Source organism: Pseudomonas sp. GW821-FHT02A11 (assembly GCF_059421985.1).
The window spans coordinates 254,013-268,250 of sequence record NZ_JBWKWB010000005.1 but is presented as its reverse complement, the minus strand read 5'-3'; the positions used below and the strand labels follow the sequence as shown (position 1 = coordinate 268,250).

Genomic DNA, 14,238 nt, shown 5'->3' with positions numbered 1-14,238 from the left:
ACCATCCCAAAGAGGGGCAAGCTCATGGCTGACATACAGTTGCACCTGTACGGGATCAAAGCCTGCGACACCATGAAAAAGGCCCGCACCTGGCTCGATGAAAAATCGGTGGACTACGATTTCCACGACTACAAGACGCTGGGCATCGACCGCGAACACCTGACCCAGTGGTGCAACGAGCACGGCTGGCAGACAGTGTTGAATCGCGCCGGCACGACCTTTCGCAAACTGGATGAGGCGCAAAAAGCCGACCTCGACCAAGGCAAGGCGATCGAACTGATGCTCGCCCAGCCGTCGATGATCAAGCGCCCCGTGCTCGATCTTGGCGACAAGACCCTGATTGGCTTCAAACCCGAACTGTACGCAGCAGCTATCGCCTGATTGAGATAGCTATTTAAAGAGGTAATCCCATGTCCGCTTCCCTGTTCAGCCTGGCCTTCGGCGTCGGCACCCAAAATCGTCAAGGCACCTGGCTGGAAGTTTTCTACGCCCTGCCCCTGCTCAACCCATCGGCTGAAATCGTGGCCGCCGTGGCGCCAATTCTGGGTTACACCGGTGGCAATCAGGCCATCGCCTTCAACACCGATCTGGCCTCGAAACTGGCCGACGCACTGAAGTCGGTCGACGCTGCTCAAGCCGCGCTGCTGACCCGTCTGGCCGAAAGCCACAAGCCGCTGGTTGCCACCGTTCTGGCCGAAGACGCTGCGCTGACTTCCACGCCTGAGGCCTACCTCAAGCTGCACCTGCTGTCCCACCGCCTGGTCAAGCCCCACGGCCTGAGCCTGGCGGGCGTGTTCCCGCTGCTGCCGAACGTGGCCTGGACCAGCCACGGCGCAATCGACCTGGGCGAACTGGGCGAGCGTCAACTCGAAGCGCGTCTCAAGGGCGAGCTGCTGGAAGTGTTCTCCGTCGACAAATTCCCGAAAATGACCGACTACGTCGTACCGGCTGGCGTGCGTATCGCTGACACCGCGCGCGTTCGTCTGGGCGCCTACATCGGCGAAGGCACCACCGTGATGCACGAAGGTTTCGTCAACTTCAACGGCGGCACCGAAGGTCCGGGCATGATCGAAGGCCGCGTGTCGGCTGGCGTGTTCGTCGGCAAAGGTTCGGACCTGGGCGGCGGTTGTTCGACCATGGGCACCCTGTCGGGCGGCGGCAACATCGTCATCAAGGTGGGCGAAGGCTGCCTGATCGGCGCGAACGCCGGTATCGGCATTCCGCTGGGCGATCGCAACACCGTTGAAGCCGGTCTGTACATCACCGCAGGCACCAAGGTCGCGCTGCTGGATGAGAAGAACGAGCTGGTCAAGGTCCTCAAGGCCCGTGATCTGGCCGGTCAGCCTGACCTGCTGTTCCGTCGCAACTCGCAAACCGGCGCTGTGGAATGCAAATCCCACAAGTCGGCCATCGAGCTGAACGAAGCGCTGCACGCTCACAACTGATCGACTGAGGAGGCGAATTCACTCGCGCTACGGCATTTCAGGCCAAACCTCTTTGCCGCCTGAAAGATCCTCGCGAATGAATTCGCCCACAGGACAGAGAGTGAATCTCCAATGCCCCTCATTTCCCCCTGGCGCGCTGACTTCCCTGCACTCGACGCCCTCGAACGGCAAGGCCAGACCTATCTGGACAGCGCCGCCACCGCACAAAAACCTCAAGCCGTGATCGACGCCCTGGCCCATTACTACACCAATGGCGCGGCCAACGTGCACCGTGCCCAGCACCTGCCCGGCGCGATGGCCACTCAGGCCTTCGAGGACACTCGCCGCAAGGCTGGCGAATGGCTGAATGCAGGCGCCAGCGGGCAGATCGTCTTCACCCACGGCGCTACGTCGGCGTTCAACCTGCTGGCCTATGGGCTCGAGCATCTGTTTCAGGCGGGCGACGAGATCGTCATCAGCGCCCTGGAGCATCACGCCAACCTGTTGCCCTGGCAGCAACTGGCCAAGCGTCGTGACCTGAAACTCGTTATCCTGCCGCTGACCGCACAAGGCGTCATCGACCTGCAGACGGCGGCGTCATTGATCACCTCGCGCAGCCGCTTGCTGGCGGTCAGTCAGTTGAGCAACGTGCTGGGCACCTGGCAGCCGGTCACCGAACTGATGGCGCTGGCCAAGGCTCAAGGCGCGCTGAGCATCATCGATGGCGCACAGGGTGTGGTTCACGGTCGTCACGACGTCCAGGCGCTGGGTTGCGACTTCTATGTGTTTTCCAGCCACAAACTGTACGGTCCGGACGGCGTCGGCGTGCTGTTCGGTCAACATCAGGCGCTGGCGCAATTGCAGCACTGGCAGTTCGGTGGCGAGATGGTTCTTCAGACGGGCTATCAGGACGCCACCTTTCGCCCGGCTCCCCTTGGGTTCGAGGCCGGAACGCCACCGATCTCCGCAATCATCGGGCTGGGCGCTGCCCTTGATTACCTGAACGACGTCAATCAGATCGCGGCCGCTGAGCACGAAGCACATCTGCATGAATTGCTGCGTGCCGGTTTGATGCTTCGCGAAGGCGTGCAACTGGTGGGCGATCCGCAGGTCGCGCTGGTGAGCTTTATCGTCGAGGGTGTGCACAACGCCGATCTCGCGCATCTGCTCACCGAACAAGGCATCGCCGTACGCGCAGGCCATCATTGCGCGATTCCGCTGATCAGCAGCCTCGGCCTGTCGGGGGCGATCCGTGTGTCGTTGGCGCTGTATAACGATTCCGAGGATCTGGAGCGCTTTTTCAATGCGCTGGATCAGGCGTTGGAGCTGCTGCGATGAGTCTGCCCCAAGATGCACAGGACGCGCTCCACACCTTCAACGCCTCCCTGAGCTGGGAGCAGCGGGCGCGGTTGTTGATGCAATGGGGCGAGCGTCTGCCCGCCCTGACTGACGCCGAGAAAACCGACGAGCATCTGGTCGATGGTTGCGAGAGCAAAGTCTGGCTGCTGGGCGATGTGATCGAGGAACGCTGGCAGTTTCGGGCTGCCAGTGATGCGCGTTTGATCCGCGGGCTGGTGGCGCTGCTGCTGGCGCGGGTCAATGGTTTACCGGCGTCGGATTTGCAGCAGGTCGATCTCAATGACTGGTTCAATCAGCTGGGCTTGAGCCGCCAGCTATCGCCTTCACGCAGCAATGGGTTGAATGCCGTGCTGCAGAAGATGCGGCGCTTGGCGAGCTGAACACGCAAACGCCTACACCGCTGCGCCCCCTGCGGGAGCGAATTCATTCGCGAGAGGGCCTATCTGACCACACATATCCGTTGCCTATACCGACCTCTCGCGAATGAATGCGCTCCCACAGAGGCGGAACGCGGTGTGACAAGGAGGCATCGCAATCAGGACGGCGCCGCGTCCTTTGCCTTGGCCCGCTCGGACGGGCGCCGCATGCCGGCGACGATCTTTTCCACAGCCTTGGTGGCGGCGACCATACCGAACGTGGCCGTCACCATCATGACCGCACCGAAACCTCCCGCGCAGTCGAGTTTGACCCCATCACCCACGAAGCTTTTCTGCAGGCAGATGCTGCCGTCCGGCTTGGGGTAGCGCAGTTGCTCGGTGGAGAACACGCACGGCACGCTGTAGTGGCGCGTCACAGTGCGGGAGAAGCCGTAGTCGCGGCGCAGGGTCGAGCGCACTTTCGAGGCGAGCGGGTCGTTGAAGGTGCGGTTGAGGTCGCAGACTTGAATCAGTGTCGGGTCGATCTGCCCGCCTGCACCGCCGGTGGTGATGATCTGGATTTTGCGGCGCTTGCACCACGCGATCAGCGCGGCCTTGGCGTTGACGCTGTCGATGCAGTCGAGCACGCAGTCGATGTCGGGAGTGATGTATTCGGCCATGGTTTCGCGGGTGACGAAATCGGCGACGGCATGCACCACGCAATCTGGGTTGATCTCACGAATGCGGTCGGCCATGACATCGACCTTGGAGCGACCGATGGTGCTGCTCAGCGCATGCAGTTGGCGATTGCTGTTGCTGACGCAGACGTCGTCCAGGTCGAACAGCGAAATCTCGCCCACCCCACAACGGGCCATGGCTTCTGCGGCCCAGGAACCCACGCCACCGATGCCGACCACCGCCACATGGGCCGCGCGCAGGCGCTCGAGGCCTTCGATGCCATACAGGCGGGCAACCCCGGCAAACCGCGGATCTTCTGTGCTCATGACCATTACCCCAAAAAACCGGCGCGCATTATAGGCCGTGCGTGAAATTGGGACAGCTGTTTGGTGGGGGTGTTTGGTCTGAAAACCAGTCATTGGCCTGGCGGAGGAGGAACTCAGGTCCTCTCCCCTGTGGGAGCGAATTCATTCGCGAGGGGCCGGTGCAGACGACAAACTTTTATCGACTGTACTGACGTCTCGCGAATGAATTTGCTCCCACAGGGGATATAACCACTGGCGAGCCGTGCTGCTACAGAGTCTTTGCCCACAAATGATGGCGAAACGAACTACATTTTTTTCGGAACAGAACTTCAACCTTTGTCAGCTGCCAAAGCTCTTGCCGGCTGACGTCCGTCCGCCTCTCTCCGTTCCCCCTTTGGAACCTGAAGTCGCTATGCCATCCCGCAAATTTGGACTCAACCTGGTGGTCGTTGTCGCGATCGCCGCGCTGTTCACCGGTTTCTGGGCGTTGATCAACCGCCCCGTCACCACCCCCAACTGGCCCGAACACATCTCCGGATTCTCCTATTCCCCGTTCCGCCTGGGTCAAAACCCACAGAAAGGCGTGTACCCGTCCGACGATGAAATGCGTCAGGACCTGGAATTGATGAGTAAATCCACTGACAACATCCGCATCTATTCGGTGGATGGCAGCCTGCAGGACATCCCCAAACTGGCCGAAGAGTTCGGCCTGCGCGTCACCCTCGGCATCTGGATCAGCCCCGATCAGGAGCGAAACGAGCGTGAAATCAACACCGCCATTGCATTGGCCAACAGCACCCGCAGCGTTGTGCGCGTGGTGGTGGGCAACGAGGCGCTGTATCGCGAGGAGATCACGCCCAAGGACCTGATGGCGATGCTCGACCGCGTGCGTGCAGCGGTGAAAGTGCCGGTCACTACCTCCGAGCAGTGGCACATCTGGGAGAAATACCCGGAGCTTGCCAAGCACGTGGATCTGATCGCCGCGCACATCCTGCCGTACTGGGAATACATCCCGGCCGACAAGGCGGGGCAATACGTGCTGGATCGCGCCCGCGAGTTGAAGCACACCTTCCCGAAAAAGCCGCTGCTGCTGTCTGAAGTGGGCTGGCCGAGCAATGGCCACATGCGCGGCGGTGCTGACGCGACCCAGGCCGACCAGGCGATCTACCTGCGCACGCTGGTCAACAAGCTCAACCGTCAGGGCTTCAACTACTTCGTAATCGAAGCGTTCGACCAGCCTTGGAAAGCCAGCGACGAAGGCTCGGTGGGCGCCTATTGGGGGGTTTATAACGCGGCCCGTCAGCAGAAATTCAACTTCGAAGGTCCGGTGGTGGCGATCCCGCAATGGCGCGTGCTGGCCATCGGTTCGGCGGTGCTGGCGATGCTGGCACTGGCCCTGCTGCTGATCGACGGCTCGGCCCTGCGTCAACGGGGCCGCACCTTCCTGACCTTTACTGCGTTCCTGTGCGGCTCGGCGCTGGTGTGGATCGGCTACGACTACAGTCAGCAATACAGCACCTGGTTCAGCCTGCTGGTGGGCTTCTTGCTGGCATTGGGTGCGTTCGGGGTGTTCATCGTTCTGCTGACCGAGGCCCATGAGCTGGCCGAAGCGGTATGGACGCACAAGCGCCGTCGTGAATTCTTGCCGGTCGAAACGGACACGGCCTACAGACCCAAAGTCTCGGTGCACGTACCTTGCTACAACGAACCGCCGGAGATGGTCAAACAGACCCTCAATGCATTGGCGGCGCTGGACTACCCGGATTTCGAGGTACTGCTGATCGACAACAACACCAAGGACCCGGCCGTCTGGGAGCCTGTCAAGGCCCACTGCGAAATGCTCGGCGAGCGCTTCAAGTTCTTCCATGTCGCACCGCTGGCAGGCTTCAAGGGTGGCGCGCTGAACTACTTGATTCCGCACACCGCCCAAGACGCCGAAGTGATTGCGGTGATCGACTCGGACTACTGCGTTGACCGCAACTGGCTGAAGCACATGGTGCCGCATTTCGCCGATCCGAAAATCGCCGTGGTGCAGTCGCCACAGGACTACCGCGACCAGAACGAAAGCGCGTTCAAGAAGCTTTGCTATTCCGAATACAAAGGCTTCTTCCACATCGGCATGGTGACCCGCAACGACCGCGACGCGATCATCCAGCACGGCACCATGACCATGACCCGCCGCTCGGTGCTGCAAGAGCTGGGCTGGGCCGACTGGTGTATCTGTGAAGACGCCGAGCTGGGTCTGCGGGTGTTCGAAAAAGGCTATTCCGCCGCCTACGCCCACAACAGCTACGGCAAGGGCCTGATGCCGGACACCTTCATCGATTTCAAGAAGCAGCGTTTTCGCTGGGCTTATGGCGCGATTCAGATCATCAAGCGTCATGCCGCAAGCTTGCTGCGCGGCAAGGACACCGAGCTGACCCGCGGCCAGCGTTATCACTTCCTCGCGGGCTGGCTGCCGTGGGTGGCCGATGGCATGAACATCTTCTTCACGGTGGGTGCGCTGCTGTGGTCGGCGGCGATGATCATCGTGCCCAACCGGGTCGATCCGCCGCTGCTGATCTTCGCAATCCCGCCGCTGGCGCTGTTCTTCTTCAAGGTCGGCAAGATCATCTTCCTCTACCGTCGCGCCGTGGGCGTGAACCTCAAGGATGCGTTCTATGCCGCGCTGGCGGGCCTGGCGTTGTCGCACACCATCGCCAAGGCGGTGCTGTACGGCTTTTTCACCACCAGCATCCCGTTCTTCCGCACCCCGAAGAACGCCGACAGCCATGGCTTGCTGGTGGCGATCTCCGAGGCCCGCGAAGAGCTGTTCATCCTGTTGCTGCTGTGGGGCGCGGCGCTGGGCATCTGCCTGGTGCAGGGCCTGCCGAGCAATGACGTACGCTTCTGGGTGATCATGCTGCTGGTGCAGTCGCTGCCGTATCTGGCGGCGCTGATCATGGCGTTTCTGTCGTCGCTGCCCAAACCCAAGGCAGCCGAAGAGCCGGCCACAGCCTGAAACAATTGTGCGCTGTACTAAACGGCGGCCTTAGGGGCGCCGTTTTGCTTTAAGATACCTGCCGTTTTATCGCCCTACCCTCAACTGCGCGGACCTTTCATGACAACCCCAGCCGATCTCTCGCCCACTCTGCAACTCGCCTGCGACCTGATCCGTCGCCCATCGGTCACGCCGCTCGACGCCGATTGTCAGACCGTGATGATGAAACGCCTGGGCGACGCCGGTTTCACGCTGGAGCCAATGCGCATCGAAGACGTCGACAACTTTTGGGCGACCCATGGCACCCAGGACGGCCCGGTGCTGTGCTTTGCCGGTCACACGGACGTCGTGCCGACCGGCCCCGTCAAGGCTTGGCAAAACGACCCGTTCGATGCGCTGATCGATGACAACGGCATGCTCTGCGGCCGTGGCGCAGCGGATATGAAAGGCAGCCTGGCGTCGATGATCATCGCCACCGAGCGCTTCGTCGCCGACTACCCCAACCACAAGGGCAAGGTCGCCTACCTGATCACCAGCGACGAAGAAGGCCCGGCGCACCACGGCACCAAGGCGGTGGTCGAGCGTCTGTCGGCGCGCAAGGAGCGCCTGGACTGGTGCATCGTCGGCGAGCCCTCGAGCACTACGCTGGTGGGCGATGTGGTCAAAAACGGTCGTCGCGGCTCACTCGGCGCCACCCTCACGGTCAAAGGCGTACAGGGTCATGTGGCTTATCCGCATCTGGCGCGCAACCCGATTCATCTGGCCGCGCCGGCGCTCGCCGAACTGGCCGCCGAGCATTGGGACGAGGGCAATGAATTCTTCCCGCCGACCAGCTTCCAGATCTCCAACCTGAACTCGGGCACCGGCGCGACCAACGTGATTCCGGGCGACCTGACTGCCATCTTCAACTTCCGCTTCTCTACCGAATCGACCGTCGAAGGCCTGCAGAAGCGCGTCGCCGACATCCTCGACAAGCACGATCTGGACTGGCACGTGGAGTGGGCGCTGTCAGGCCTGCCGTTCCTTACCGAGCCCGGCGCACTGTTGGATGCAGTCTCGGCCAGCATCAAGAACGTCACCGGTCGTGAAACCAAAGCGTCCACCAGCGGCGGCACCTCGGATGGCCGTTTCATCGCCACCCTCGGCACGCAGGTCGTGGAACTGGGCCCGGTCAACGCGACCATCCATCAGGTCAACGAACGCATTCTGGCGAGCGATCTCGATGTCTTGACCGAGATCTACTACCAGACCCTGGTCAAGTTGCTCGCCTGATGCTGACTTGCCCGATCTGCTCTGCCCCGCTCGACGCAGCGGACAACGGCGTGGTGTGCCCGGTGGGCCACCGCTTCGACCGTGCGCGTCAGGGTTACCTGAACCTGCTGCCGGTGCAGCACAAGAACAGCCGCGACCCTGGTGACAATCAGGCGATGGTCGAGGCGCGGCGGGATTTCCTCAATGCCGGGCATTACGCCCCAGTAGCCCGGCGCCTGGCGGAACTCGCCGCCGAGCGCGCCCCGGCCCACTGGCTCGACATCGGTTGTGGCGAGGGCTACTACACGGCCCAGATCGCCGCCGCCCTGCCCCATGCCGATGGCTACGCGCTGGACATCTCCCGTGAAGCGGTCAAACGCGCCTGCAAACGCGACCCGACCCTGACCTGGTTGATCGCCAGCATGGCCCGCGTGCCGCTGCCGGACGCCAGCGTGCAGTTCATCGCCAGCGTGTTCAGCCCGCTCGATTGGGACGAGGCCAAGCGCCTGCTGTCGCCGGGTGGTGGCCTGATGCGTGTAGGACCGACCAACGAACACCTGATGGAATTGCGTCAGCGCCTGTACGACGAAGTCCGCGACTACGCCGATGACAAGCATCTCGCACTGGTGCCTGAAGGCATGGCCCTGCAGCACAGCGAGACCCTGCGTTTCAAGCTGACGCTGGTCGACGGTCAGGCCCGGGCCAACCTGCTGGCAATGACGCCTCACGGCTGGCGCGCCAGTGCCGAACGCCGCGCTAACGTCATCGATCAGGCCGAGCCGTTCGAGGTGACCGTGTCGATGCGCTACGATTATTTCGTTCTGCAGTGACGGCTGCGCGAAGATCAATCCCGAATGAATCCGCGAATGGATTTTCAGAACACACACGAGGCATCCATGCGCCAACCCGATATCGAGATTTACCTGAAAGACGCTGACGTCGACCACAAGGCCATCACCACTTGGCTGACCGCCGACATCGGCCCGTGCAGCGAGTGGGTGCAGAAGGGTCAAACCTGGAAGTGCACCGCCGGCGACATCCCGGTGACCTGGATTCCCAAAGCCGTGGGCAAATGGAACAGCCTGTGCCTGGACAGCGACAAGACTCCGTGGGACGACGACATCGCCTGCGCCCGCGCAGCCTTCAAGGCCCTGAACGTCGAAGTGCGCTGCGCGCCGGGGACGTGGGTCGAGGAAGAAAACGAAGAAGACGCCGATCGCTGGATTCGCATCAGTGCCGATGGTGAGGAAGAAATTACCTGGCGTACGTCCTAGGGCGCCGCAAACAGCGTCGGCTCTGCGCCATGCGATGCTGTGACGTACACCCGTAACCTGTGGGAGCGAATTCATTCGCGGTTGGCCGGTGCATCCGCCGGATGCACACCGGCTTCACCATCGCATCGCGAATGAATTCGCACACAGGGGATTTACCCAACCCCTTCCCGCCACAACTTTGCCCATCCCCGCCATATCCGGCAAACTGACCGCTTCGTGGGCCCAGGCCCCTCAGCGCAGAATTCGTATGACCCGTTCCCCGTTTCGCCGTCTCGTGTTCGGCACCCTGCGTCGCCTGCTGTACCTGTGGGTACGTTCGGAGACGATCAATCAGTCGTCCTTCACCCTCAACCTGGATCGCAGCCGCCCGGTGTTCTACGCGCTGCAGAACCCTTCAATGACCGATCTGGCGGTGCTCGACACCGAGTGCCGCAAGGCCGGCCTGCCGCGCCCGGTGCTGCCGGTGGCCGTGGGAGCGCTGACTGAACCGGCTGCGTTCTTCTACCTGACCCCTGAGCCCGACTGGCTGGGTCGCCAGGACAAACGCGGTGCCCCGCCAACGCTGGAGCGGCTGGTCGGCGCCGTGAGCCAGAACGCCACCGAGGACGCGCAAATCATCCCCGTCAGCGTGTTCTGGGGGCAGTCGCCGGACAAGGAAGACAGCCCGTGGAAGCTGCTGTTCGCCGACAGCTGGGCCGTCACCGGGCGTCTGCGCAAGTTCATCACCATTCTGATTCTCGGCCGCAAGACCCGCGTACAGTTTTCAGCACCCATTCATTTGCGCGAACTGGTTGATGAGAACAAGGGCTACGAGCGCACCGTGCGCATGGCTCAGCGACTGCTGCGGGTGCACTTCCGCAACCTGAAGGCCGCCACCATCGGCCCCGATCTCTCGCACCGACGCAATTTGGTCAAGGGTCTGGTCAACGACCCGCTGGTCAAACAGGCCATTCTCGACGAAGCCGCGCGGGAGAAAATCCCAGAGGCCAAGGCGCGGGAAAAGGCCCTGCATTACGGCAACGAAATCGCCTCGGACTACACCTACACCGCCATCCGTTTCCTGGAGGTGGTGCTGAGCTGGTTCTGGAACAAGATCTACGACGGCATCAAGGTCAGCCACATCGAAGGCGTGCAGAACGTCGCGCAGGGCAACGAGATCATCTACGTGCCCTGCCATCGCAGCCACATCGACTACCTGCTGCTGTCGTACCTGCTGTTCCGCAATGGCCTGACGCCCCCGCACATCGCGGCGGGCATCAACCTCAACATGCCCGTCATTGGCAGCCTGCTGCGCCGTGGCGGGGCGTTCTTCATGCGCCGCACGTTCAAGGGCAACCCGCTGTACACCGCGGTGTTCAACGAATACCTGCACACCCTGTTCACCAAAGGCTTCCCGGTGGAGTACTTCGTCGAGGGCGGCCGCTCGCGCACCGGGCGTATGCTGCAGCCCAAGACCGGCATGCTCGCCATCACCCTGCGCAGCTACCTGCGCAACTCGCGCACGCCGATCGTCTTCGTGCCGGTGTACATCGGCTACGAGCGCGTGCTGGAAGGCCGCACCTACCTGGGTGAATTGCGTGGCGCGGCGAAGAAGAAGGAATCGATCTTCGACATCTTCAAGGTCATCGGCGCGCTCAAGCAGCGTTTCGGCCAGGTGTCGGTGAACTTCGGCGAGCCGATCAAGCTGGCCGAATTCCTCGATCACGAACAACCCGACTGGCGCACTCAGGCGCTGGGCCCGGTGTTCAAGCCTGCCTGGCTCAACGAGACCACCCATCGCCTGGGCGAACGCGTGGCCCGTCATCTCAATGAGGCCGCCGCGATCAACCCGGTGAACCTGGTGGCGCTGGCGTTGCTGTCGACCAACAAGCACGCACTGGACGATCAGGCGCTGGTCCGCGTGCTTGACCTGTACCTGATTCTGCTGCGCAGCGTGCCCTACTCGCCCCACACCACCCTGCCGGAAGGCAACGGCCGCGCGCTGATCGAGCACGTCAAAGGCATGGACCTGTTGTCCGAGCAGAAAGACGCGCTGGGCAGAATCCTCTATCTGGACGAGCAGAACGCCGTCCTGATGACCTACTACCGCAACAACGTGCTGCACATCTTCGCCCTGCCGTCGCTGCTGGCCAGTTTCTTCCAGAGTTCGTCGCGCATCAGCCGCGAGCAAGTGCTGCGTTATGCCCGCGCGCTGTACCCGTACCTGCAATCGGAGCTGTTCATTCGCTGGTCGCTGGAGGAACTGGATGCGGTGATGGATCAGTGGCTGGCGGCATTCGTAGAGCAGGGCCTTCTGCGCTTCGAAAACGACGTGTACCTGCGCCCGGCGCCGAGCTCGCGACACTTCGTGTTGCTGACCCTGCTGTCGCGTTCCGTCGCGCAGACACTGCAGCGTTTCTACATGGCGATTTCGCTGCTGCTCAACAGCGGCCAGCACACCCTCAGCGCCGAAGAACTGGAAGACCTGAGCACGATCATGGCCCAGCGCCTGTCGATACTGCACGGCCTGAACGCCCCGGAATTCTTCGACAAAAGCCTGTTCCGCCACTTCATCCAGACCCTCCTGGAACAGGGTGTGCTGAGCAAGGACGACAACGGCAAACTGGGCTATCACGAGCTGCTGGGCGAGCTGGCCGAGGGCGCGGCCAAACGTGTGTTGTCGGCGGAGATTCGCTTATCGATCCGTCAGGTGGCACTGCATCGCAATGAAGAGGTCCTAGTGGCAGGCCCGGACATCTGAAACCAGGCGAGAACAGCATGGAGATCCACCCGATGAAACACCTTTTCATGGCCCTGACTGCCACCCTTCTGACCGCCTGTGCCGGTCACGCACCGGACAACGTGCCGGGCACTGTCGACGGCGAAGTCTTTTACCTGCAACGCATGGCCCTGCCGCCCACCGCGACGCTGAAGGTCAGCCTGCAGGACGTGTCGCTGGCCGATGCACCTGCGCAAACGCTGGCCAGCCAGAGCGGCCCGATCAAAGGCCAGGTTCCCCTGCCGTTTCATCTGACCTACGATCAGAAGCGGGTCAAGCCGGGCCACACCTACGCGGTCAGCGCGCGCATCGAAGTCGATGGCAAGCTGCTGCTGATCAGTACCGAACGCTATACCGTGGACCTGACGCTGGAAGAAAAACCCCCGGTCAAGATCCGCGTGAATCCGGCGAACTAGAACGCTTTCACCCGAATCCCCACTGCTGAAAAGGACGCTACCCATGCTGCTTCGCTCCCTCTCGTTCGCGGGCCTGTTCGCCGGTCTGCTGATGTCGGCCAACGCCTTCGCGCTGTCACTGGGTGACCTCTCGCAATCGGATGCCACGGGCGGCCTCAAGGATGCGCTGACCCAAGGCGCGCAGATCGCCGTCAAGCAATTGGGCGTGCCCGGGGGGTTCAGCAACAACAAGGACGTGCGCATCGAATTGCCGGGCAAACTGGGCAAAGTGGCGAGCAAGATGAAGCTGCTGGGCATGGGCGGTCAGGTTGATCAGCTGGAAACCAGCATGAACCAGGCCGCCGAAGCTGCCGTGCCACAGGCACAGGCGATTCTGGTGGATGCCGTGAAGAAGATGAGCGTTGCGGATGCCAAGGGCGTCCTGACCGGCGGCAAGGATTCGGCCACCCAGTACCTGAACAAATCCAGCCGCGATCAGATTCGCGCCAAGTTCCTGCCAATCGTCAAACAGGCCACGGATAAAGTCGGCCTGGCGCAGCAGTACAACAACTTCGCGGGCAAGGCAGCGAGCCTGGGTGTCGTCGATGCCAAGGACTCCAACATCGAAGGTTACGTGACCGAGAAAGCCTTGGACGGCCTGTTCGAAATGATCGCCAAGCAGGAAGAAGGCATTCGCGCCAACCCGGCAGGCGCTGCGACGAGCCTTGCGAAAAAGGTGTTTGGCGCGCTGTAACCGATACCTTTGAGCCGCACATGAAAAAGCCCCGACATTGCGAAGTGCCGGGGCTTTTTGCTTGTTGCCACATGAGTACCATCAGAGGTGCAGCCAGGCCATCACGCCCAGCAAGACACTGGCGCCACCTGCGCCATACGAGACCTTTTGCAGCCACTGCTTGCGCGTGAGCAAGGTGATAGCAGCCAGGGAAATGGCCATCTGAATCGCCATCATCGCCTGCGCCCAGCGATGATGTGAATGCAGCACCCGCTCGGACTCCTCGTCCCACTCTTGGGCCTGCGCCTCAAGGGCTTCGGCCTCGGCTTTGGCTGCCTCTTTATCGGCTTTGTAACGCTGGACCTCGGCCATGTAATGCGCGCTGTCCAGGCCTGGCATGTGGCTCGCCAGGTCCGCGAGGTTTTCGCGGCTGGACTTGGCCTGGTAGTAATTCCACTGATTCGACGCCTCGGTCTTCTTGATCGCTGCGTTGTTCTTGTCCATCGCCGCTTCACTTTCGGTGGAGCCAGCCTGATAACTGAGCAAGGCCCCGACCGTGGCCATGATTGCGGTCATCACGGCGATCTTCCCGGCAAAGCGATCGCCCGTGGTATGCGCGTGCTCAACATGGTGCTCGTGGGGGCTGGGAACTTCGAAGGATTCGGACATGGTCTTCTATTGCCTGAAACGACGTAACACGGATGGTGCTTGAGCAGCCGGAGGCT

General features: G+C 61.9%; 13 protein-coding genes. 11 read left to right on the top strand and 2 right to left on the bottom strand.

What is annotated here, in order from left to right; genetic code table 11:
- Window positions 1-24: 24 nt before the first annotated feature.
- The 4 genes from AC07V9_RS10540 (at window position 25) to AC07V9_RS10525 (ending at window position 3,163) form a co-directional block, all read left to right on the top strand.
- Entirely contained in the window at window positions 25-381 is a 357-nt protein-coding gene (locus AC07V9_RS10540) for an ArsC family reductase (RefSeq protein WP_495015656.1), read from the top strand.
- 29 nt (window positions 382-410) lie between these two features.
- Window positions 411-1,445, top strand: a complete 1,035-nt coding sequence (gene dapD, locus AC07V9_RS10535) for a 2,3,4,5-tetrahydropyridine-2,6-dicarboxylate N-succinyltransferase (protein WP_495015655.1) — start codon at window positions 411-413, stop codon at window positions 1,443-1,445.
- A 111-nt stretch (window positions 1,446-1,556) separates the two neighbouring features.
- Window positions 1,557-2,762, top strand: coding sequence for an aminotransferase class V-fold PLP-dependent enzyme (locus AC07V9_RS10530; RefSeq protein WP_495015654.1), 1,206 nt, complete (start codon window positions 1,557-1,559; stop codon window positions 2,760-2,762).
- A complete protein-coding gene (locus tag AC07V9_RS10525) occupies window positions 2,759-3,163 on the top strand; it encodes a SufE family protein (protein WP_495015653.1) in 405 nt (134 codons plus the stop codon). The genes AC07V9_RS10530 and AC07V9_RS10525 overlap by 4 nt, the downstream gene beginning before the upstream one ends.
- 155 nt (window positions 3,164-3,318) lie before the next feature.
- Here AC07V9_RS10525 and tcdA read toward each other — a convergent pair whose 3' ends face one another.
- Window positions 3,319-4,143, bottom strand: coding sequence for a tRNA cyclic N6-threonylcarbamoyladenosine(37) synthase TcdA (gene tcdA / locus AC07V9_RS10520; RefSeq protein ID WP_495015652.1), 825 nt, complete (start codon window positions 4,141-4,143; stop codon window positions 3,319-3,321).
- A 391-nt stretch (window positions 4,144-4,534) separates the two neighbouring features.
- Between tcdA and AC07V9_RS10515 the strand changes: the two genes are divergently transcribed.
- From AC07V9_RS10515 to AC07V9_RS10485, 7 genes are all read left to right on the top strand, one after another.
- Window positions 4,535-7,123, top strand: a complete 2,589-nt coding sequence (locus AC07V9_RS10515; protein ID WP_495015651.1) for a glycosyltransferase family 2 protein — start codon at window positions 4,535-4,537, stop codon at window positions 7,121-7,123.
- A gap of 99 nt (window positions 7,124-7,222) precedes the next feature.
- Window positions 7,223-8,374 (top strand): succinyl-diaminopimelate desuccinylase, encoded by a 1,152-nt coding sequence (gene dapE, locus AC07V9_RS10510; RefSeq protein ID WP_495015650.1) that lies wholly within the window; start codon window positions 7,223-7,225, stop codon window positions 8,372-8,374.
- Window positions 8,374-9,183, top strand: a complete 810-nt coding sequence (locus tag AC07V9_RS10505) for a putative RNA methyltransferase (RefSeq protein ID WP_495015649.1) — start codon at window positions 8,374-8,376, stop codon at window positions 9,181-9,183. Before dapE ends, AC07V9_RS10505 begins: the two co-directional genes overlap by 1 nt.
- 66 nt (window positions 9,184-9,249) lie before the next feature.
- Entirely contained in the window at window positions 9,250-9,627 is a 378-nt protein-coding gene (locus AC07V9_RS10500; protein WP_495015648.1) for a hypothetical protein, read from the top strand.
- A 247-nt stretch (window positions 9,628-9,874) separates the two neighbouring features.
- Window positions 9,875-12,367 (top strand): glycerol-3-phosphate 1-O-acyltransferase PlsB, encoded by a 2,493-nt coding sequence (gene plsB, locus AC07V9_RS10495; protein WP_495015647.1) that lies wholly within the window; start codon window positions 9,875-9,877, stop codon window positions 12,365-12,367.
- 32 nt (window positions 12,368-12,399) lie between these two features.
- Window positions 12,400-12,801 carry a YbaY family lipoprotein gene (locus AC07V9_RS10490; protein ID WP_495015646.1) on the top strand — a complete coding sequence of 134 codons (402 nt, stop codon included), beginning with the start codon at window positions 12,400-12,402 and terminating at the stop codon, window positions 12,799-12,801.
- 43 nt (window positions 12,802-12,844) lie between these two features.
- Entirely contained in the window at window positions 12,845-13,534 is a 690-nt protein-coding gene (locus tag AC07V9_RS10485; protein ID WP_495015645.1) for a DUF4197 domain-containing protein, read from the top strand.
- An 81-nt stretch (window positions 13,535-13,615) separates the two neighbouring features.
- Here AC07V9_RS10485 and AC07V9_RS10480 read toward each other — a convergent pair whose 3' ends face one another.
- Window positions 13,616-14,182, bottom strand: coding sequence for a DUF4337 domain-containing protein (locus tag AC07V9_RS10480; RefSeq protein WP_495015644.1), 567 nt, complete (start codon window positions 14,180-14,182; stop codon window positions 13,616-13,618).
- Between the last annotated feature and the right edge of the window lie 56 nt (window positions 14,183-14,238).